Origin of the sequence: Allobosea sp. AAP35, assembly GCF_001295925.1 — a bacterium.
Taxonomy (GTDB): domain Bacteria; phylum Pseudomonadota; class Alphaproteobacteria; order Rhizobiales; family Beijerinckiaceae; genus Allobosea.
Map to the genome: position 1 here is coordinate 39,628 of NZ_LJHQ01000023.1, position 20,453 is coordinate 60,080.

Here is a 20,453-nt window from a genome sequence, read left to right on the forward strand (position 1 = left end):
GCGCCTCGCCCAATTACCGGAACGGTGGCTCGTCGAAACTGCGCAGCTTGCGCGAATGGATCGTCGAGCCCGCCTCCTTGAGTTTCTCCAGGGCAGCGAGCCCGATCCGCAGATGTTCGCTGACCGCGCGCTCGTAGAAGGCGTTGGCCGCGCCCGGCAGCTTGATCTCGCCATGCAGCGGCTTGTCGGAGACGCAGAGCAGCGTGCCATAGGGCACCCGTAAGCGGTAGCCCTGTGCGGCGATGGTGCCCGATTCCATATCGACCGCGATGGCACGCGAGAGATTGATGCGACGACGTTCCTTGGTCCAGCGCAGCTCCCAGTTGCGGTCGTCCTGCGTCACCACCGTACCGGTGCGAAGACGGTTCTTGAGCTGGTCGCCCTTCTCGCCGGTGACATCGGCGGCCGCCTCCTGCAGCGCGACCTGGACCTCGGCCAGTGCGGGAATCGGGATATCAGGCGGCACCAGCTCGTCGAGAATGCCGTCCTGGCGCAGATAGGCGTGGGCCAGCACATAGTCGCCGATGATCTGTGTCTGGCGTAGACCCCCGCAATGGCCGACCATCAGCCAGCAATGGGGCCGCAGCACTGCGAGATGGTCGGTGATGTTCTTGGCGTTGGACGGGCCGACGCCGATATTGACCAGCGTGACGCCCTGACCGCTCTCGCGGATCAAATGATAGGCCGGCATCTGGAAGCGGTGCCAGGGCGCCGACATCACGCGCTCGGCCGCGCTGACATCGATGCCGTCGCGCTCGATCCGGACCCCGCCGGGCGTCACCAGCGCCAGCGCCGTCCCGGCCTCGATCTCGGCCAGGCCCAGCCGCACGAACTGGTCGACATAGCGGTGGTAATTGGTCAGCAGCACCCAGGGCTGCACGGCGCGCCAGTCGGTGCCGGTATAGTGGACCAGCCGCCGCAGCGAGTAATCGACGCGCACCGCATCGAACAGCGAGAGTGGGCGCGGCTCGCCCTCGACAATGTCGAAGGTGCCGTCGGCGATCTCGTCGCCGACCAGCGAGAGCAGCGGCGTCGGGAAATGCCGGGCGAGCTGCGCCGCCGTGACGTTGCCGCGCCCGAGCTCGTCGCCGCCGTCGAGCGCATAGGGGTAGGGGATCTCCTGCGTACTGATCCCCGTCTCGATCGTCGCGCCATACTCCTCGACCAGCGGCTGGAGCTGGTCGAGAAGATAGCTCCGAAACTCCGCCGGCTGCGTCACGGTCGTCGAATAGATTCCCGGCGCCGCGAATTTGGCATAGCCGCGCCGCGTCGCGGCGGGCAGTTTCGAAGGTTCGTAGCTGACCCGCAGCAGCGGGTAGCGGTAGCGCGCCCGCTCTTCGGCTTCGGGCGCCTGCCCCGTCTCGAAGAAGCGCTGCAGATCGTCGCGCAGCGCCGAACGCGCCTGCGCATAAAGCGCCTCGAGCCTGTCGACGGCGGCGGCAGGCGTGGCGGCTGTCTCGAACGTCATGGGCGGGGGCGTCCTTTCGTTCGGTCGAGCTTTTAGCCGTGGGCAAGGGGGCGTGACAACTGCCGGCCTCTGACGGAGCCTCCCGGTTGCCTGCGGAACGGTTCTCCTTTACATAACCAATGGGTTAAGTAATAAGATTGTCGCAACGGCGCGCAGACCTGGAGGAGGAACACGATGTTCGCAAAACCGCAGAAGGAACACGACTGGCTGCACCAGCTCGTCGGTGAATGGACCTCGGAAATGGATTGTTCGATGGGTCCCGACCAGCCCCGTCAGAAATCCAGGGGCAGGGAGACCGTGCGCTCGCTCGGCGGGCTCTGGACACTCGGCGAAGGCGAGGGCGAGATGCCCGACGGCACGTCCGGCAAGACCCTGATGACGCTGGGTTTCGACCCCGTGAAGGGCCGCTTCGTCGGCAGCTTCATCGGTTCGATGATGACGCATCTGTGGCTCTATGACGGGGCGCTCGACGAGAGCGGCAAGGTCCTGACGCTCGAAAGTTCAGGTCCCAACATGATGGGCGACGGCGCCATCATCCCCTACCGCGACGTGATCACGATCGTCGCGCCCGACCACCGCATCCTGTCCTCCTACACGCCTGACGGGGCTGGCGGCTGGAGCGAGTTCATGACTGCCCATTACCGCCGCAGCGCCTGATCGCGAGCCTCGAAACGAAGGAGAGACCGATGAAGATCGCCCCCTATCTGATGTTCGACGGCAATTGCCGCGAGGCCTTCACCGCCTACGAGATGATCCTCGGCGGCCGGATCGAGGCGATGATGGACCATCGCGGAACCCCGGTTGAAGGGCATGTTCCGCCGGAATGGCTGGACAAGATCCTGCATGCCTGCCTGGAGCTCGACGGCCAGATGCTGATGGCCTCCGACGCGCCGCCTGCCCGCAGCGACGGCCCGATGCGTAGCGTCTCGGTCTCGGTCAGTGTCCCAGAGGTCGCCGAGGCCGAGCGCATCTTCGCCGCCCTTTCCGAAGGCGCGACGATCCAGATGCCGCTGGAGGAGACCTTCTGGGCGCCCCGCTTCGGCATGCTGCGGGACCGCTTCGGCACGAACTGGATGATCAGCGCCGACATGCCGGCGGACAGGGCCAATTGCGGCTGACCCACCCGCGTCATTCTCGGGCTTGACCCGAGAATCTCTTGCAGGATGAGGCGCCAAAAAGGCGCTGTTCTCGTCACGAGATGCCCGGTCAAGCCCGGGCATGACGGCTGCGGCCGAGCGGCGCTATCCAAATACTGCCCAGGCGATCAGGCCTGCGATGACCCACAGCGCCCAGTTGCCCCAGCGGTTGCGCTGGGCCTCGGCCCGGCCGATCGCCGCCACGCTGCGCTCGTCGAGCGAGAAGCCGTGGCGCGAGGCGTCCTCGAGCTGGCCCAGCACGCGCTCGGCACGGGCGACCGTTTCCGGCAGGCGCGACAGGCTGCCCAGAAGCGACCCGGCCCCGCGCCCCGCCTCCTGAATCCGGCCGATCGGACCGAGATTCTGAGTGATCCAGTCGCGCACCACCGGCTCGGCCGTGCTCCACATGTCGAGATGCGGGTCGAGCGTGCGCGCGACGCCTTCGACCACGACCATCGTTTTCTGCAGCATGACGAGTTCGGTCCGCGTCGCCATGTCGAACATGCCGGTGATCTCGAAGAGCAGCGTCAGAACCTTCGCCATCGAGATCTGGTCTGCGCTCTTGTCATGGATCGGCTCGCCAACCGCGCGGATCGCCTGGGCGAAATCGGCGACGTCGTGATGCAGCGGCACATAGCCGGCCTCGAAATGCACCTCGGCGACGCGGGTGTAGTTGCGGGTGATGAAGCCGAGCAGGATCTCGGCGAGAAAACGCCGCTCCTTGAGGCCCAGCCGCCCCATGATGCCGCCATCGACGGCCACCAGCCGCCCTTGCGCATCCACGAACAGGTTCCCCGGATGCATGTCGGCATGGAAGAAGCCGTCGCGGATCGCATGCTTCAGGAAGGACTGGATGACGATGCGCCCGAGCGTCGGGAGATCGTGCCCGGCCGCCCGCAGGCCCTCGGTGTCCGACAGGCGCACCCCGTCGATCCACTCGTCGACCAGCATCTCGCGCGCGGTGAGCTGCCAATCGGGCTGGGGCACGCGAAAATCGGGATCGTCCTTGGTATTCTCCGCGAATTCCGACAGCGCGGCGGCCTCCAGCCGCAGATCCATCTCCATCGTCACCGAGCGCGCCAGCGTCTCGACCACGCCGGTCATGCGCAGGCGGCGCGCCTCCGCCGAGCGGCGCTCGGCGAGTTCGGCGCCGAAGCGCATCGCGCCGAGATCGCGGTGGAAACGGTCGCGGATGCCCGGCCGCAGGATCTTGACCGCGACCTCGCGCCCGTCATGCAGCCGGGCGCGATGCACCTGCGCGATCGAGGCCGCGGCGACCGGCTCGCCGAAGGAGGCGAAAACCTCTTCCACGGGCCTGCCATGGGCAGCCTGCACGATCGCGCGCGCCTGCGCCATGGGGAAGGGCGGCATCCGGTCCTGCAGCGCCGAGAGATCCGACGCGATCCTCATGCCCACGACATCGGGCCGCGTCGCCAGGAACTGGCCGAATTTGACGTAGGACGGTCCCAACCGGGTCAGCGCGGCCGCCAGCCGCGTCGCGGACGTGCCCGCGCCGCGACGCTCGATCAGCCGCCCGAGCCGGATCGCGCCCCGCGCCAGCGGCGGCAGCACGGACGGATCGACGAGCGCCAACGCTCCCTCGCGCGCCAGCACGAATCCGACACGGGCGGTGCGCGCGAGATGGAAGAGGGAGGAGATCATCGGGGAGCCGTCATGACGACGGGCCGCTCCGTCATGCTCGGCCTTGTGCCGAGCATCCACGCCTTCTCTTCATGACCGTCGCGAGACTCTTTGGCGTCGCAAGACGTGGATGGTCGGCACAAGGCCGACCATGACGGATAGAGACCCCTCACAGCTTCCAGCCCGAATGCAGCGCCACGACGCCGCCGGTCATCGGCGTGAACTTCGCCCGGCGGAAACCGGCGGCCTCGATCATGCCGGCGAAGGCCTGCGGGCGGGGGAATTTGCGGATCGACTCGACCAGATACTGGTAGGGCTCGGCCTCGCCGGTCACCATGCGCCCCATCGGCGGGATGACATTGAAGGAATAGGCCTCGTAGACCTTGTCGAGCAGCGGCACATCGACATGGCTGAATTCGAGGCACAGAAAACGCCCGCCGCGCTTGAGCACGCGATAGGCTTCCGACAGCGCCTTGTCGATGCGCGGCACGTTGCGGATGCCAAACGCGATCGTATAGGCGTCGAAATGGCCGTCGGGCAGGCCAAGATCCTCGGCATTGCCCTGGACGAAGCGGATGCGGTCGTCGTCGGGAAAGCGCTTGGCGGCGCGGTCGCGACCGACGCTCAGCATCTCCGCATTGATGTCGAGCACGGTGACGTCGGTCAGCGGTCCGCCGGCCTCCAGCACCGAAAACGCCACGTCGCCGGTGCCGCCGGCCACATCGAGATGGTGGAAGCGGCGGTCCTTCGCTGGGTTGATCGCGGTCAGAAGCGCGCTCTTCCAGGCCCGGTGGAGGCCTGCCGACATCAGATCGTTCATCAAATCGTAGCGGCCAGCGACCTTGTGGAAGACATCGTCGACCTTGGCCTGTTTCTCGGCCAGCGGCACGGTCTCGAAACCGAAATGGGTGGTGTCGGAAGCTGCTGTCACGGTTTGGCGGCCCTTGTGTTTTAGCGAGCGCGATGCATAGCCGAGCCCGCAAAGGCGCGCCATCATTGATGGCGATCGGCGTTGACGCACCGGCCCGCGCATGATTCAAACATCAGTGAGATTGAGGATGACGAAGTGGGCAAGCATGAGACGTCCCTTGTCGGGTTAGGGCTCTATTCCCCTGCCGACGCCGCTCGTCTCATCAAGGTTCCGGCCGCCAAACTGACGCGCTGGCTAAAAGGTCACGGCTCCGGGAACCGAACATACCCGCCGCTGTGGACCCGCCAAATCGAGCCGATCGATGGCGGATTGTACCTTGGCTTTCTAGACCTTATCCAAAGTCGCATGACTGCGGCCTTCATTGCGGCTGGTCTGAGCCCGCAAAAGGTTCGACACGCGCTCGTTTTGGCCAAGGATCTGATCGAGAACGATCATCCGTTCGCCACATCGCGGTTCAAGACAGATGGGCGCACCTTGCTTCTTGAAGCATTGACCGACACTGAAGAGGATCGGCCGCTAGTCGATCTTTTCAAGCGCGGCCAATATGTCATGCGAAACGTGATCGAACCCAGCTTGAAGGGCATCGATTTCGAGACTGATATTGCGGTGCGCTGGTGGCCGAGAGGGCGCTCGCAAGATATCGTGCTCGATCCGAAACGGCAGTTTGGCCAGCCCATTGTCGATAGCTTCGGTGTTCCGACTTCGGTGCTCAGTGCTGCGGCGTCGGCCGAAGGTTCGGTGGCGAAAGCAGCCGAAATCTATCGCGTAACGCCTGAAGCCGTGCGTAGGGCTGTCGATTTTGAACTCGGCCTTTCTTCGTGAGAGTTTTCTTCGACAACTGCACGTCACCTGTGCTGGCCGACGTCCTCAATGCCTACATTCGCTCTTATGGCGGTTCGGCTCGCCATATTCGCGATATGACCGACTATGGTCTGCAGCATAGTTCGACTGACGGCGAGTGGATTGAACGGCTCAGCTTGGACCGGCCAGCCGACTGGGTTGTTGTGACGAACGATGCCCAGATTCGGCGGAACCAGGCCAACAGAGCTGCATGGCTGCGGGCGGGCTTAAAAGGCTTCGTTTTCGCTTCAGGTTTCCAGAAAATGCCAATGAATGAGTGGGCTTCGACGTTGATCTGGCGCTGGCCGGAAATGGAATCGTTCGTGCGCTCAGCGGCTCCGCGGGCGCTTTTTGAACTCCCTGTCAGGCGAGCGGCGGGCTTTAGGCCCTTGACCGTCTGATGCCCGAGCTTCCCGAGGTCGAAACCGTCCGGCGCGGGCTGGAGCCCGCCATGCTGGGCGAGCGCTTCGCCCGGATCGACCAGAACCGGCCCGATCTGCGCTTTCCGCTGCCCGATCGCTTCAAAGCGCGCCTCACCGGCCGGCGGGTCGAAGCGCTGTCGCGGCGTGCGAAATACCTCATCGCCGATCTCGACGACGGCCAGGCGCTGATCATGCATCTGGGGATGAGCGGGCGCTTCATCGTCGAGGCGCCCGGCACTCCAGTCGTCGAACCCGGTGCCTATTACAACGAGATCGGCCGGCACCTCGCCCACGACCATGTCGTCTTCCACATGGGTTCGGGCGCCCGCATCACCTATAATGACGTCCGCCGCTTCGGCTTCATGGACCTCGTCGCACGCGTCGATCTGGCGACCTCGAAGCATTTCGCCGCGATGGGGATCGAACCGCTCGGCAACGAACTCTCCGGCGAGACGCTGGCCAGGCTCTTCGCCGGCAAATTCGCGCCGCTGAAGGCCGCCCTGCTCGACCAGCGCCTCGTGGCGGGCCTGGGCAACATCTATGTCTGCGAGGCGCTGTTTCGCGCCGGCCTCCATCCGGAAGCCCCTGCGGGCACGATCGCGACGCCGACGGGTCGGCCAAGACCTGCCGCTCATGCGCTGGCGCAGATCATCCGGCAGGTGCTGGAGGAAGCGATCCTGTCGGGCGGCTCGACGCTGCGCGACTTCGCCCATGCCGACGGCTCGCTCGGCTATTTCCAGCACCGCTTCAAGGTCTATGACCGGGAGGGGCAGCCCTGCACGGCGCCGGGTTGCACGTCTCTGGTCCAGCGGCTGGTGCAGTCGGGCCGCTCGACCTTCTATTGCGAGACCTGCCAGCCGCGCCTGGGGAAACACGGCTGACGCGCCGCCTGTCAGCGCCTCGGCAACTCCGGATATTCGAGCTTCGAGACGTCGTAGCCGAGCGCGGCGGCGCGCTGCACGAGCTGGCGGCGCAGCGCGGGGCTCATCCTCGGATCGCGCACAAAGATGTAGAGATCCTTGAAGGTCGGGTCGGCCGAGATGAACCAGCTGTAGTCGCTGGCGCGGTCGAGGATCCAGTAGTCGCGCACCACCGGCACGACGCCGAAGATCGTGTAGGTCACGCGCAGCTTCGCATGGGTCCCAGGGTCGAGGATTTCGCCCGGCCCGCCGATCGTCTTGAGCTCGCCCGAAGGCGTTCCCATCCGGCAGGAATCGAGCACCGTGATCGCGCCGCCCTCGCCGCGCGTGTACTGCGTCGCACCGGCGACGCAGCCATCGGTGATCGCCATGGGGCGGCGGGCGAATTCATGCCAGAGCCCGGTATAAAGCCGGGCCGGATCGACCGTCTTGGCGGGCTGGGGCGCGGCCGAGCCCTGCAGGTTTGCACCGGCGCAACCGGCCAGGAAAAGTCCGGCCAACAAGGCAGCGATGATCGGTTTCATGCTGAACTCTCCACGGTCAGCCAACGGGGTTCGCGCTGAACTCCTGGCCAACTACGCGCAAGCCCCGCCTGCGGATCCCTCGAGGTGCGCTGAACCCGTCATCGCGGCACAGCCCGTCTTGCGCAGGCGCGCATGGACCACCGCATCCCGCCCCGCTAAAGCTCGACGCGAACAGTTCATCGCGGAGGCTGCCATGGCTTATGAGACCATTCTCGTCGAGACGAAGGGCAAGGTCGGCGTCGTCACGCTGAACCGCCCGCAGGCGCTGAACGCGCTCAACGGCCAGCTCATCGCCGAGATCAACACGGCGCTCGACGGTTTCGAAAAAGACCCCGCCATCGGCTGCATCGTCCTGACCGGCTCGGAGAAGGCTTTCGCGGCCGGCGCCGACATCAAGGAGATGCAGGGGCGGACCTACCCCGAGACCTATCTCGACGACAAATTCGCCGATTGGGACCGCATCGGTCAGCGCCGCAAGCCGATCATCGCGGGCGTGGCGGGCTTCGCGCTCGGTGGCGGCTGCGAGCTTGCCATGATGTGCGACTTCATCATCGCCGCCGACAATGCCAAATTCGGCCAGCCCGAGATCAATCTCGGCGTCATCCCCGGCGCCGGTGGCACTCAGCGCCTGACGCGCGCGATCGGCAAGGCCAAGGCCATGGATCTGTGCCTCACCGGCCGCATGATGGACGTCAATGAGGCCGAGCGCGCCGGGCTGGTGGCCCGCATCGTCCCGCTGGCCGATCTGATGACCGAGGTCATGAAGGCGGCCGACGCCATCGCCGCCAAATCACTGCCCTCGGCCCTGATGGTCAAGGAGAGCGTCAACCGCGCCTTCGAGGTCACGCTGGCCGAGGGCGTGCGCTTCGAACGCCGGCTGTTCTCCTCGCTCTTCGCCACGCAGGACCAGAAGGAGGGCATGGCCGCCTTCTCCGAGAAGCGGAAACCCGATTTCAAGAACCGCTGAAACGCGCCGACCGAGCCCATGCCGGGCCTGTGCCGGACATGGTTGACGTCACAGAGTTTGATTGGAGCCGGCCGCGCCCCGGCCGCAGGATGGCGCCAAGCCCCGACACAGGATCTCCCATGACCGCCGCCCAGCAGACCCCAGCCGGCCTCACGCTTCCGACCTATGCCGATGTCGAGACGGCCGCCGGCCGCCTTCAGGGCGTCGCCCATCACACGCCGGCCCTGACCTCGCGCACCGCCAATGAGCGCACGAGCGCCAATCTCGTCTTCAAGCCCGAGAACCTGCAGCGCATGGGCGCCTTCAAGTTCCGCGGTGGCTACAATGCCATCGCGGCTTTGTCCCCGGATCAGAAGAAGGCCGGCGTCGTCACCTTTTCCTCGGGCAACCACGCCCAGGCCATCGCCTATGCCGGCCGGCTGCTCGGCGTGCCCACCACCATCATCATGCCGCTCGACGCCCCCGCAGCCAAGGTCGCCGCGACCCGCGGCTACGGCGCCGAGATCATCACCTATGACCGCTACACCCAGGACCGCCTCGCCATCGGCGCCGAACTCGCCCAGTCGCGCGGCCTGTCCCTGATCCCGCCTTATGATTATCCCGACGTCATCGCCGGGCAGGGGACGGCCGCCAAGGAGCTGATCGAGGATGCGGGCCCGCTCGACATCCTGCTGGTCTGCCTCGGCGGCGGTGGCCTGCTCGCCGGCTGCGCGCTCGCCGCTAAGGCGCTGAACCCGACCTGCCGCGTCTTCGGCGTCGAGCCGGAGGCGGGCAATGACGGTCAGCAATCGCTGCGCTCGGGCAAGATCGTTAAGATCGCCGTGCCCAAGACCATCGCGGACGGCGCCCAGACGTCCTTCCTCGGCGATTATACCTTCCCCATCATCCAGGCCCTGGTCGAGGACATCGTCACCGTCAGCGACGAGGCCCTGGTCGATGCCATGCGCTTCTTCGCCGAACGGATGAAGCTTGTCGTGGAGCCCACCGGCTGCCTCGCCGCCGCCGCGGCCTTCACGGGCGCGGTGCCCGTCGAAGGCAAGCGCGTCGGCGTCATCATCAGCGGCGGCAATGTCGATCTGGGCAGCTTCGCCCGCTTCCTCGCCCCCATTGGCTGAAATCGCAGGCTCCACAGCAATTGCGCGTTGACGCCGGGCAAGCTTGAGACTATACGCCACCCACTCGCGATGGCCCGCGAAAGCATGGGTCGTTGCTCCAGTATTTCCATCACGGTAGCGGTCGTGTCCCGCCAGGCAATTGCCAGGCGCCCGACAGCGATGCAGAAGACGAGGACGTATCCGATGGCCAATACGACGTCGGCCAAAAAGGCGACGCGCAAGATCGAGCGCCGCACCGAGGTCAACAAGGCGCGCCGTTCGCGGATGCGCACCTTCCTGCGCAAGGTCGAGGAGGCCATCGCCTCCGGTGACAAGGGCGCGGCTTCCGACGCCTTGAAGGCTGCCCAGCCTGAGATCATGCGCGCTGCCCAGAAGGGCATCGTGCATAAGAACACCGCCTCGCGGAAGGTCTCGCGCTTGGCACATCGGATTGGCGCGCTCGCCTCCTGAACGCAGCTTGCGCGGCAGCATTCTCTTTGAAAAAAGCCCGGCTTCGCGCCGGGCTTTTTTGTTGTCTTCGAGCCGGCTCGTTGCCGTTCCGCCACAGTCCTCTTGCAACGAAAAACGCTTGCGTTCCGACGCGATTCCGCAACGTTTCCGTAGCTTTGCCCGCTTGACTCCAGGTCGGGTTTCAGGGCTGCGAAACCCCTCTCAAACAGGGCGGGACCGCGCAGCGAAAGCGCTTATTTTTCATGAGTTTAGCGGGCAAAGGATTTCCGCTCCACGAATCGTGGCGACTCCCGGACGCCATGACGGGCGACTCGAAAAAAAAGATTCGGGCACGCCACCGGGCTGGGTAGATGAAGAATATCTTAACTTCCCCAACCAATTGCGAGCCGGCTGCCGGTGGTCGCGAAGCCCCTGCGGGGGGGTGACTCTCGGGTAGCGGAGAGGGTGCATATTGCAGCCCGTCGAGCGCCACCTGTAAGGTCTTTTCAACGCCGGTTGGACAGCGATGGCCGACCGGCCTTTCCAAAAGATTATCGTTTTTGGCTCGCGACCTTGGAGGTTGGAGGATGCAGCTCTTTGTCTTTTTCTAGCTGAGATGAAGTGCGGCTTTGTCCTGAGACGAGCCTTTCCAGCGTAATCGATCAGAGCAGACCGGGGAGCCGGCGGGCGGTGACGTCCGCGCGAACCCTGGTTCTTTGACCGGGCATAACAGCACCGGTCCGGTGGCCACCCTGCGTGGACGCCGCGACCAGGCGCGCGAATTTTTGATGAACGGGGCAGATGATGTTCGAACAACGGCAGATGGGCGAAGCAGTGGAGGTTGTGTCAGCGTCAGTGGTGGTAGCTTTGGTGGATCCGGCTCAATCGCCTGGAGACGACCCGGTCGCGATGCAGGCCACGCCAGCCGAAGCCTGGGACCGCGTCCGGCGGCGCCTGCGGGCGGAGCTCGGTGAGGACGTGTTCTCGAGTTGGTTCGCACGCGTCGAACTCGGCGGCATCGTTGACGGCGTCGCCTATCTCACTGTGCCGACGCGCTTCCTCAAAAGCTGGCTCGAAGCGCATTATGCCGAGCGTCTGCGGGTCAACTGCATGGCCGAGTTGCCCGGACTCAACGGCGTCATGCTGTCCGTCCGCCAGGTTTCTCGCGATATCGGGCAGCCTCCGGCCGAGATCGTGCCGCTGCGGGGGCGGTCGGATAAAGCAGCTCCGGTTGAACCAAGGCCCGCCCCGATCGGCGTCCCCGTCGTCGAGCTCGGCGAACGCGATCTCGTCGATGCCTGCGGCACGCTGCTCGACCGGCGGATGAACTTCCAGGCCTTCATCGTCGGCAAGTCGAACCAGCTTGCCTTCGCCGCCGCCGAGCGCATTGCTGCGGCCCCCGCCGGCACGGCGCCCTACAACCCGCTCTACATCCATGCCGGTGTCGGCCTGGGCAAAACGCATCTGCTCCAGGCGATCGCCCAAGAGGCGCGCAGCCAGGGCAAGCGCGTGGCCTATTTCACCGCCGACCGCTTCATGTACGGTTTCGTCGCGGCGCTGAAGTCGCAGACGGCGCTCGCCTTCAAGGAGAAGCTGCGCGGCATCGATCTGCTCGTCGTCGACGACGTCCAGTTCATCCAGGGCAAGTCGATCCAGGCGGAGTTCGGCCACACGATCAACGCGCTGATCGATGCGGGCAAGCAGATCGTTGTCGCCGGCGACCGCATGGCCAATGATCTCGAGGCGCTCGACGAGCGCATCCGCTCGCGGCTCGGCGGCGGGCTCGTGGTCGAGGTCGGCGATCTCGACGAGGCGCTGCGCGCGACGATCCTCGGCAACCGGCTGGAGACGCTGCAGGCGGCCCATCCGAATTTTCAGGTCAACCCCGACGTCATCACCTATGTCGCCCGCGTCGTCGCCACCAACGGCCGCGATCTCGACGGCGCCGCCAACCGACTGCTGGCGCATGCGACGCTGTCGGGGCAGCCCGTCTCGCTGGAGACGGCCGAAGCCGCGATCCGCGATCTGGTGCGCACCCGCGAGCCGCGCCGCGTCAAGATCGAGGACATCCAGAAGCTGGTCGCGACCCGCTACAATGTCAGCCGGGCCGACATCCTCTCGGAGCGCCGCACGGCGGCCGTGGTCAAGCCGCGCCAGATCGCAATGTATCTCGCCAAGGCGCTGACGCCGCGCTCCCTGCCCGAGATCGGCCGCCGCTTCGGCGGGCGCGACCACACCACGGTGCTGCATGCCGTGCGCAAGATCGAGAAGGCGATCACCGAGGATCGCTCGCTGCATGATGAGGTCGATCTCCTCAAGCGCATGCTGCAGGAGTGAATTCTCGAACCTGATCGCCAGGAAAGGCGCCCCCTTTGGCGGGGCGCCTTTCGCAATGCGGGATTTCGCTGTGGTTGCAGCCTCGCCTGCCCTTGCGCCCCGCGCTGGCCTCCGGCAATGTCGGCGGCCATTCATGAGGCCCGCGCATTCGCCGCGGGCGCAGAGACGCCAGAAGACTTGAAGATGAAGGTCACTGTCGAACGCTCGACCCTGCTGAAGTCGCTGGGCCACGTCCATCGCGTGGTGGAGCGCCGCAACACGATCCCGATCCTGTCGAATCTGCTGCTGAGCGGCACCGAGGCCGGGCTGAAGCTGAAGGCCACCGATCTCGACATCGAGGTCGTCGAAACGGTCGCAGCCGACGTTGCTGAGCCCGGGGCAACGACGGTTCCCGCTCATACGCTCTACGACATCGTGCGCAAACTGCCCGATGGCGCGCAGGTCTCGCTCGAGACGACCGGCGATACCGGCCTCGTGCTGCGCTCGGGCCGTTCGCGCTTCCAGCTCCAGACTCTTCCGGAGAGCGATTTCCCCGACATCACCGCCGGCGAGATGGCCCACAGCTTCAAGCTGCCCTCGGGCGAGTTCAAGCGCCTGATCGACAAGACCCAGTTCGCGATCTCGACCGAGGAGACGCGCTACTACCTCAACGGCATCTATCTGCACACCATTGATGTCGACGGTCGCCCCGTCCTGCGCGCGGTCGCGACTGATGGCCATCGCCTGGCCCGCGTCGACACCGCCGCTCCTGTGGGCTCCGTCGGCATGCCCGGCGTCATCGTGCCCCGCAAGGCCGTGTCTGAAATCCAGAAGCTGCTGGAGGATGGCGAGAGCGAGGTCGTCATTAAGCTCTCCGCCACCAAGATCCGCGTCGCAACCGCCGATGTGGTTTTGACCTCGAAGCTGATCGACGGCACCTTCCCCGATTATCAGCGCGTCATTCCGAGCGGTAACGACAAGCGCCTGACCGTCGACCGGGGTGATTTTGCGGCCTCCGTCGACCGTGTCTCGACGATTTCGTCGGAGCGCGGCCGCGCCGTGAAGCTGTCCATGGCTGATGGCCGGATGACGCTGTCGGTCACCAACCCCGATTCCGGCTCGGCCACGGAAGAGATCGAGGTGGATTACGATTCGTCCCCGCTCGATATCGGCTTCAACGCCCGCTATCTGATGGATATCGCCGCCCAGCTCGATGGCGACACGGCGCTGCTCAAGCTCGCCGACCCAGGTTCGCCGACGGTGATCCAGGATCGCGAGGGTGCCTCGGCGCTCTATGTGCTGATGCCGATGCGGGTCTGATCGCCTCCTGCCGTGGCCGCCGTCGCGCGCCTGATCCTTCAGGATTTCCGCTCCTATCAGGCCCTCGATCTGGCGATCGGGGGCCAAATCGTTGCGCTTGTCGGCGAGAACGGCGCGGGCAAGACCAATATCCTCGAAGCGCTGTCGTTGTTTTCACCCGGCCGCGGCCTGCGCCGTGCCGATCTGGCGGATATGGCGCGGCAGGATGGTGACGGCGCCTTCGCGGTCTCGATCGCGCTCGGCGAAGACGGAGCCCGCCTCGGCGTCGGCCTGGGCCCTGCGGACATGGAGGGCAAGCGCTCACGGCTCGCTCGGATCGATGGTGCACCAGCCGGCTCGGCGCTCGCCTTCAGTGAACATCTGCGCGTCGTCTGGCTGACGCCCGATCTCGACGGCCTGTTCCGTGGCGCGGCCGGCGACCGGCGGCGCTTTCTCGATCGTTTGGTTCTCGCCGTCGACCCGGTGCATGGCACGCGGTCCAACGCGCTTGAAAAAGCCCTGCGCTCGCGCAACCGCATCCTGGAAGAAAGCCCCAACCAGACCCAATGGCTCGACGCCATCGAGCGCGAGATCGCCGAATTGGGTGTCGCGGTTGCGGCTGCGCGGGCCGAGACGGTGGCGCGCCTCTCAGCGATCATCACCGAGACACGCGACGACGCCTCGCCCTTTCCCCATGCCGGCATCGCACTCTCGGGCGAGATCGACCTTCTGGTCGCGCGCCATGCCGCGCTCGATGCCGAGGACGCCTATCGCGCGCTGCTGCGCCAGGGTCGCGCCCGCGATCGCGCCGCCGGGCGCACGCTGACCGGTTCGCAGGCGTCCGATCTCGAAGTCCGCCACGGCCCCAAGGGCATCGCCGCGGGCCAGGGGTCGACCGGGGAGCAGAAGGCACTGCTGATCGGGCTGGTGCTGGCCCATGCCCGGCTGGTCGCCACGATGAGCGGCCTGAGCCCGCTTGTCCTGCTGGACGAGATCGCCGCCCATCTCGATCCGCGTCGGCGGGCAGCGCTCTATGAGGCGCTGACGGCGCTGGGCTGCCAGGTCTGGATGACCGGGGCCGACCCGGCGCTGTTCGGTGATCTGCCGAGCGGCGCCCAGCGGCTCTCGGTCACGTCGGGACAGGTCGCCGCTGTGGACTGAGCGTCGCCCGCCGGGCGCCCCGATCGGCGTGTACCGCCGCCATGGTTCCCCTGCGGGACTGGCATTCCGCCGCCGCCTCGGGCACACCCTGCGCCATGCCGCAGCCCTTCGAATCAGACGCCCGCGCGATCCTCAAATCCGTCTTCGGCTATGATGATTTCCGCCCCGGGCAATGGGAGGTGATCGAAGCCGCGCTGGCCGGCCAGGACGTCTTCGCGGTGATGCCAACGGGCTCGGGCAAGTCAATGTGCTACCAGCTTCCGGCGCTGGTCGCGGGTGGACTGACGCTCGTGGTGTCACCGCTCATCGCGCTGATGCGCGACCAGGTCGGGCAGTTGACCCGGGCCGGCGTCGCAGCCGCCTCGCTGAATTCGATGAACAGCGAAAGCGAGGCCGCCGAGGCCTGGGACAAGCTGAATTCAGGCGATTTGCGCCTGCTTTTCGTCTCGCCTGAACGCCTCGCTGGCGAGGGCCTGGTCGGCCGCCTGCGCCGTCTCGGCGTGACGCGGCTGGCCATCGACGAGGCGCATTGCGTCTCGCAATGGGGCCATGATTTCCGCCCCGAATACCGCCTGCTCGCCAAGACGCGCGAGGCGCTCGGCGGTGTGCCGGTGACGGCCCTGACCGCCACCGCCGACCGCCAGACGCGCGAGGACATCGCTCAGCAGCTTTTCCCCAAGCCGCCGCATCTGGTGGTGCACTCCTTCGACCGGCCGAACCTGAAGCTCACCTTCGCACCCAAGGACCAGCCCCGCCGCCAGATCGACGAATTCCTGCGCAGCCATCGCGGCGGCTCGGGAATCGTCTACTGCTCCTCGCGCAACCGCACCGAGAAACTGGCAGAGGGCTTGCGCGAGAAGGGCTGGAACGCGCTGGCCTATCATGCCGGGCTCGACCAGAGCGTCCGCAACCGCAACCAGGATATCTTCCTGCAGGAGGACGGCGTCGTCGTCTGCGCGACGATCGCCTTCGGCATGGGCATCAACAAGCCCGATGTCCGATTCGTCGTCCATGCCGACATGCCGGGCTCGATCGAGAGCTACTACCAGGAAATCGGCCGCGCCGGCCGCGACGGGCTGAACGCCGATACGCTGACGCTCTACGGCATCGACGACATGTCGCTCCGCCGCCGCCAGATCGACGAGAAAGCGATCGACGACGAGCGCCGCCGCATCGAGCACAAGCGCCTCAACGCCATGATCGATCTTTGCGAATCCGCGCTCTGCCGCCGCAGCGCGCTTTTGTCCTATTTCGGCGAGGAAACGCCAAGTTGCCGGCATGGCAACGCGCCCATTCGCTGCGATCTCTGCGGCGCTGACGCGCCAGAACTGGCGGATGCCACGCTCGACGCGCGCAAGCTGCTCTCGGCGGTCGCGCGCTCGGGCCAGCGCTTCGGTGCCGCCCATCTCGCCGACATTCTCACCGGCACCGCGACGGAAGCCGTCCGCCGTCAGAACCATGACGGCCTGAAAACCTTCGGCGTCGGCCAGGACAAACCCAAGAGCGCCTGGACGGCCCTGACCCGCAAGCTCTTCGCCTCGGGTGCGCTGGCCGAAGCCAGCGTCGAGCATGGCGGCTTCTGCCTGACGGGGAAGGGCGAGGACATCCTGTTCGGTCGCGAGACCATCGCGCTGCGGGCCGACCCTCATGCCGACCGCCGCACCCGCCGCGCCGGGCGCGAGGCGGCCCGCGCCGACGGGCTCGACGAGGGCACGGCGGGGCTCTTCGAGCATCTGCGCCAGTTGCGCCTGTCGCTGGCCCGCGAGGAGGGCGTCGCCGCCTACATCATCTTCACGGACCGCACGCTGATCGCCATGGCCCGCGAGCGGCCGGCAGGGCTGGAGCAGATGCGGGCCATCGAAGGCGTCGGCGAGCGCAAGCTGACGCAATATGGCGAGGCCTTCCTGGAGGCGATCGCAGGATTTTCGGGCTGATCTGGCGGTCTCTCGCGCACGCACGCGTACACGCGTGAAAAAGCCGCAGTGGGCAGCTATATTCGTGATACGAATCAAGACGATCACGGGTGCCTGCGCGCCCGCTCAAGGACCACGACATGAACGACGCTGCCCGCGACCTGGAAGACGCCGCCTACGGCGCTGATTCCATCAAGGTTCTCAAAGGCCTGGATGCGGTGCGCAAGCGCCCCGGCATGTATATCGGCGACACCGACGACGGCTCCGGCCTGCATCACATGGTCTATGAGGTCGTCGACAACGCCATTGACGAGGCACTCGCCGGCCATGCCGACCTCGTCACGGTGACGCTGAATGCCGAGGGCTCCGTCACCGTCACCGACAATGGTCGCGGTATCCCCACAAATATCCACACCGAAGAGGGCATCTCGGCGGCCGAGGTCATCATGACCCAGCTCCATGCCGGCGGTAAGTTCGACCAGAACTCCTACAAGGTCTCCGGCGGCCTCCATGGCGTCGGCGTCTCGGTGGTGAACGCGCTCTCGGTCTCGCTGAAGCTGCGCATCTGGCGCGGCGGCAACGAGCATTTCATGGAGTTCCGCCATGGCGACGCGGTCGCCCCGCTCGCCGTCGTGGGCCCGGCCGGCGACAAGCGCGGCACGGAGGTGACGTTCACGCCGAGCCAAGAAACCTTCACGATGATCGAGTTCGACTACAAGACGCTCGAACATCGCCTGCGCGAACTCGCCTTCCTCAACTCCGGCGTCCGCATCGTGCTGACCGACGCGCGCCGGGCCGAGGTGGTGCGCGAGGAGCTGATGTATGAGGGCGGCGTCGAGGCTTTCGTGCGCTATCTCGACCGCGCCAAGACGCCGGTGATCAGCCAGCCGATCATGCTCTCCAACGAGAAGGACGGCATCACCGTCGATGTCGCGCTCTGGTGGAACGATTCCTACCACGAGAACGTGCTCTGCTTCACCAACAACATCCCCCAGCGCGATGGCGGCACCCATCTCGCGGGCTTCCGCGCGGCGCTGACACGCCAGGTCACGGGCTATGCCGAGAGCTCCGGCATCTCGAAGAAGGAGAAGGTCTCGCTCACCGGTGACGATTGCCGCGAGGGCCTGACCGCGATCGTCTCGGTCAAGGTGCCTGACCCGAAATTCTCCTCGCAGACCAAGGACAAGCTGGTCTCCTCCGAGGTCCGTCCCGTCGTCGAGAACGTCGTCAACCAGGCGCTCTCGACCTGGCTCGAGGAGCATCCCGGCGAGGCCAAGATCATCGTCGGCAAGGTCGCGGAAGCCGCCGCCGCCCGTGAAGCCGCCCGCAAGGCGCGCGATCTCACCCGCCGCAAGGGCGCGCTCGATATCGCTTCGCTTCCCGGGAAACTGGCCGACTGCCAGGAAAGAGATCCGGCCAAGTCGGAACTCTTCATCGTCGAGGGTGACTCGGCCGGCGGCTCCGCCAAGCAGGGCCGCGCCCGCGAATACCAGGCCGTGCTGCCGCTGCGCGGCAAGATTCTCAACGTCGAGCGTGCGCGTTTCGACAAGATGCTCTCCTCCGACCAGGTCGGCACGCTGATCACGGCGCTTGGCGCCGGCATCGGCCGCGAGGAGTTCAACATCGAGAAGCTGCGCTACCACAAGATCATCATCATGACCGACGCGGACGTGGACGGCTCTCATATCCGTACCCTGCTGCTGACCTTCTTCTACCGCCAGATGCCGGAGGTGATCGAGCGCGGCCATCTCTTCATCGCCCAGCCGCCGCTTTACAAGGCGGCACGCGGCAAGAGCCATGTCTATCTCAAGGATGAGCGCGCGCTGGAGGATTACCTGGTCGAAACCGCGCTGGATGGCGCCGTCTTCAAGACCAGTGCGGGCGATTCACGCAGCGTCATCGAGCGCGGCGGCGCGGATCTGCGCGCCCTGATCGAGGAAGCGCGCGGCATCCGTTTCACGCTCGGCCAGCTTCATTCGCGCTATGACCGGCGCGTCGTCGAGCAGATGGCGATCGCGGGCGCGCTGCATCCCGTCTCCGAGGAGAACGAGGCGCAGGCCAACGAAGCCGCGGCCAAGGTCGCGGCCCGCCTCGACGCGATCTCGGATGAGCTCGAGCGTGGCTGGGAAGGCAAGGCGAGCGAGGGCGGCTTCCTGTTCTCGCGCATGGTGCGCGGCGTGAAGCAGGTCGCGGCCATCGATGTCGGCCTGCTCGCCAGCGCCGAGGCCCGCAAGCTCGATGCGGCGGCGGTCTCGCTGCAGGAGGCCTATTCCAAGCCCGGCGTGCTCAGCCGCAAGGGCGACGATCATGCCGTCAATGGCCCGACCGACCTGTTCGACGCCGTCACCGCCATCGGCAAGAAGGGCGTCTCGCTGCAGCGCTACAAAGGTCTCGGCGAGATGAATCCCGACCAGCTCTGGGAGACCACGCTCGACCGCGACGTGCGCTCACTCCTGCGGGTGAAGAACGACCAGAACGACGAGGCCGACGATCTCTTCGTCAAGCTGATGGGCGACGTGGTCGAGCCGCGTCGCGAATTTATCCAGACCAACGCGCTGAACGCCACCGTCGATACCTGACGCCGCCGAAGGCGTCAGGTTCGAGGAAACGTCGGATCATGCCGCGCGGCGCTGCGTGCCGTGCTGCGGGTAGGCTCGCGCGGCCTGCGCCCCTTCGGGCGCGGTCTTGAAGGCGGCGACGAGGTCGTTGAGCTGGCCGATGCGGGAGGAGAGCGAGGCGGCCGATGCCGCGCTCTGTTCCGACAGCGCCGCGTTCTGCTGCGTCATCTCGTCGAGATGGGCGACCGCCTGGCTCATTTCGTCGATGCCGCTGGCCTGTTCGCCGGACGCCGCCGAAATCTCCGCGATGGTAGCGGCGACCTTGCGCGAGGCGCCCAGGATCTGGCTGAGCGATTCGCCGGCCTGGCGCACGAGCTTGACGCCCTCGCCGACCTCCATGTTCGACGACGAGATCAGCGCCGAGATGTCCTTGGCGGCCGCGCTCGAGCGCTGCGCCAGCGTGCGCACCTCGGAGGCGACGACCGCGAAGCCCTTGCCGGCATCGCCGGCGCGCGCGGCTTCCACCGCCGCGTTCAGCGCCAGCAGATTGGTCTGGAAGGCGATGTCGTCGATCACCCGGATGATGTCGGAGATCTTCTGGGAAGCCGTCTCGATGCGCGCCATGGCATCGACCGCCTGGCCGGCGATCTGCCCGCCATTCTGCGCCGATTCCATCGCCTCGGTGGCGATCGAAGCCGCCTGGCGCGAGGCCTGAGCGGTGGCCTTGACGGAGGCTGCGAGTTCTTCGGTCGTGGCGGCCGTCTCTTCCAGGCTCGACGCCTGCTCCTCGGTGCGCTTCGACAGATCGTCGGC

18 protein-coding genes are annotated in these 20,453 nt (G+C 66.2%); 13 read left to right on the plus strand and 5 right to left on the minus strand.

Going from position 1 to position 20,453, the window contains the following annotated elements; all coding sequences use genetic code 11:
• Nucleotides 1-13 precede the first annotated feature (13 nt).
• The gene (locus tag IP69_RS09845) at nt 14-1,468 is read right to left on the minus strand and encodes an AMP nucleosidase (RefSeq protein ID WP_054142645.1); all 1,455 of its coding nucleotides are present in this window, start codon (nt 1,466-1,468) and stop codon (nt 14-16) included.
• Between the two features lie 174 nt (nt 1,469-1,642).
• Between IP69_RS09845 and IP69_RS09850 the strand changes: the two genes are divergently transcribed.
• Entirely contained in the window at nt 1,643-2,125 is a 483-nt protein-coding gene (locus IP69_RS09850) for a DUF1579 domain-containing protein (protein ID WP_054142646.1), read from the plus strand.
• Nucleotides 2,126-2,154: 29 nt separating this feature from the next.
• Entirely contained in the window at nt 2,155-2,586 is a 432-nt protein-coding gene (locus IP69_RS09855) for a VOC family protein (RefSeq protein ID WP_054142647.1), read from the plus strand.
• A 123-nt stretch (nt 2,587-2,709) separates the two neighbouring features.
• Here the strand turns inward: IP69_RS09855 and ubiB are convergent, their stop codons facing one another.
• Together ubiB and ubiE are read right to left on the minus strand one after the other, a co-directional pair.
• Nucleotides 2,710-4,266: a 2-polyprenylphenol 6-hydroxylase gene (gene ubiB / locus IP69_RS09860; RefSeq protein ID WP_054142648.1), complete on the minus strand. Its 1,557-nt coding sequence runs from the start codon at nt 4,264-4,266 to the stop codon at nt 2,710-2,712.
• A gap of 148 nt (nt 4,267-4,414) precedes the next feature.
• Entirely contained in the window at nt 4,415-5,176 is a 762-nt protein-coding gene (ubiE, locus tag IP69_RS09865; RefSeq protein ID WP_054142668.1) for a bifunctional demethylmenaquinone methyltransferase/2-methoxy-6-polyprenyl-1,4-benzoquinol methylase UbiE, read from the minus strand.
• 81 nt (nt 5,177-5,257) lie between these two features.
• Between ubiE and IP69_RS21810 the strand changes: the two genes are divergently transcribed.
• Genes IP69_RS21810 through mutM form a run of 3 tightly spaced genes read left to right on the plus strand, consistent with a single transcriptional unit; the run spans nt 5,258 to nt 7,319 of the window.
• Nucleotides 5,258-5,998 (plus strand): hypothetical protein, encoded by a 741-nt coding sequence (locus IP69_RS21810; RefSeq protein WP_156323383.1) that lies wholly within the window; start codon nt 5,258-5,260, stop codon nt 5,996-5,998.
• Nucleotides 5,995-6,417 carry a hypothetical protein gene (locus IP69_RS09875; protein WP_156323384.1) on the plus strand — a complete coding sequence of 141 codons (423 nt, stop codon included), beginning with the start codon at nt 5,995-5,997 and terminating at the stop codon, nt 6,415-6,417. Before IP69_RS21810 ends, IP69_RS09875 begins: the two co-directional genes overlap by 4 nt.
• Entirely contained in the window at nt 6,417-7,319 is a 903-nt protein-coding gene (mutM, locus tag IP69_RS09880; protein ID WP_054142650.1) for a bifunctional DNA-formamidopyrimidine glycosylase/DNA-(apurinic or apyrimidinic site) lyase, read from the plus strand. The genes IP69_RS09875 and mutM overlap by 1 nt, the downstream gene beginning before the upstream one ends.
• 11 nt (nt 7,320-7,330) lie before the next feature.
• Here mutM and IP69_RS09885 read toward each other — a convergent pair whose 3' ends face one another.
• Nucleotides 7,331-7,882: a lipocalin family protein gene (locus IP69_RS09885; RefSeq protein WP_054142651.1), complete on the minus strand. Its 552-nt coding sequence runs from the start codon at nt 7,880-7,882 to the stop codon at nt 7,331-7,333.
• Nucleotides 7,883-8,075: 193 nt separating this feature from the next.
• Between IP69_RS09885 and IP69_RS09890 the strand changes: the two genes are divergently transcribed.
• The 8 genes from IP69_RS09890 to gyrB all read left to right on the plus strand — a co-directional run bounded on the left by IP69_RS09890 (nt 8,076) and on the right by gyrB (nt 19,661).
• A complete protein-coding gene (locus tag IP69_RS09890) occupies nt 8,076-8,849 on the plus strand; it encodes an enoyl-CoA hydratase (RefSeq protein ID WP_054142652.1) in 774 nt (257 codons plus the stop codon).
• A gap of 119 nt (nt 8,850-8,968) precedes the next feature.
• On the plus strand, nt 8,969-9,964 hold the full coding sequence (locus tag IP69_RS09895; RefSeq protein WP_054142653.1) for a threo-3-hydroxy-L-aspartate ammonia-lyase: 996 nt from the start codon (nt 8,969-8,971) through the stop codon (nt 9,962-9,964).
• A gap of 183 nt (nt 9,965-10,147) precedes the next feature.
• A complete protein-coding gene (gene rpsT, locus IP69_RS09900) occupies nt 10,148-10,414 on the plus strand; it encodes a 30S ribosomal protein S20 (RefSeq protein ID WP_054142654.1) in 267 nt (88 codons plus the stop codon).
• Nucleotides 10,415-11,302: 888 nt separating this feature from the next.
• Entirely contained in the window at nt 11,303-12,730 is a 1,428-nt protein-coding gene (gene dnaA, locus IP69_RS09905) for a chromosomal replication initiator protein DnaA (protein ID WP_054142655.1), read from the plus strand.
• A gap of 183 nt (nt 12,731-12,913) precedes the next feature.
• Entirely contained in the window at nt 12,914-14,029 is a 1,116-nt protein-coding gene (gene dnaN / locus IP69_RS09910; RefSeq protein ID WP_054142670.1) for a DNA polymerase III subunit beta, read from the plus strand.
• Between the two features lie 12 nt (nt 14,030-14,041).
• Entirely contained in the window at nt 14,042-15,169 is a 1,128-nt protein-coding gene (gene recF, locus IP69_RS09915) for a DNA replication/repair protein RecF (protein ID WP_054142656.1), read from the plus strand.
• 95 nt (nt 15,170-15,264) lie between these two features.
• Complete coding sequence (gene recQ / locus IP69_RS09920) at nt 15,265-17,103, plus strand: DNA helicase RecQ (RefSeq protein ID WP_054142671.1); 1,839 nt, start codon at nt 15,265-15,267, stop codon at nt 17,101-17,103.
• A gap of 119 nt (nt 17,104-17,222) precedes the next feature.
• Entirely contained in the window at nt 17,223-19,661 is a 2,439-nt protein-coding gene (gene gyrB, locus IP69_RS09925) for a DNA topoisomerase (ATP-hydrolyzing) subunit B (RefSeq protein WP_054142657.1), read from the plus strand.
• Between the two features lie 36 nt (nt 19,662-19,697).
• Here the strand turns inward: gyrB and IP69_RS09930 are convergent.
• Nucleotides 19,698-20,453, minus strand: a 756-nt coding sequence (locus IP69_RS09930) for a methyl-accepting chemotaxis protein (RefSeq protein WP_248306783.1), incomplete at its 5' end; no start/stop codon positions are given.

Coding starts and splice junctions, on each gene's coding strand:
- dnaN (WP_054142670.1), top strand. CDS start 12,914: ATGAAGGTCACTGTCGAACGCTCGACCCTGCTGAAGTCGCTGGGCCAC.
- recQ (WP_054142671.1), top strand. CDS start 15,265: ATGCCGCAGCCCTTCGAATCAGACGCCCGCGCGATCCTCAAATCCGTC.
- ubiB (WP_054142648.1), bottom strand. CDS start 4,266: ATGATCTCCTCCCTCTTCCATCTCGCGCGCACCGCCCGTGTCGGATTC.
- IP69_RS09850 (WP_054142646.1), top strand. CDS start 1,643: ATGTTCGCAAAACCGCAGAAGGAACACGACTGGCTGCACCAGCTCGTC.
- IP69_RS09895 (WP_054142653.1), top strand. CDS start 8,969: ATGACCGCCGCCCAGCAGACCCCAGCCGGCCTCACGCTTCCGACCTAT.
- IP69_RS09885 (WP_054142651.1), bottom strand. CDS start 7,882: ATGAAACCGATCATCGCTGCCTTGTTGGCCGGACTTTTCCTGGCCGGT.
- mutM (WP_054142650.1), top strand. CDS start 6,417: ATGCCCGAGCTTCCCGAGGTCGAAACCGTCCGGCGCGGGCTGGAGCCC.
- dnaA (WP_054142655.1), top strand. CDS start 11,303: ATGCAGGCCACGCCAGCCGAAGCCTGGGACCGCGTCCGGCGGCGCCTG.
- IP69_RS09855 (WP_054142647.1), top strand. CDS start 2,155: ATGAAGATCGCCCCCTATCTGATGTTCGACGGCAATTGCCGCGAGGCC.
- IP69_RS09890 (WP_054142652.1), top strand. CDS start 8,076: ATGGCTTATGAGACCATTCTCGTCGAGACGAAGGGCAAGGTCGGCGTC.
- IP69_RS09845 (WP_054142645.1), bottom strand. CDS start 1,468: ATGACGTTCGAGACAGCCGCCACGCCTGCCGCCGCCGTCGACAGGCTC.
- gyrB (WP_054142657.1), top strand. CDS start 17,223: ATGAACGACGCTGCCCGCGACCTGGAAGACGCCGCCTACGGCGCTGAT.
- rpsT (WP_054142654.1), top strand. CDS start 10,148: ATGGCCAATACGACGTCGGCCAAAAAGGCGACGCGCAAGATCGAGCGC.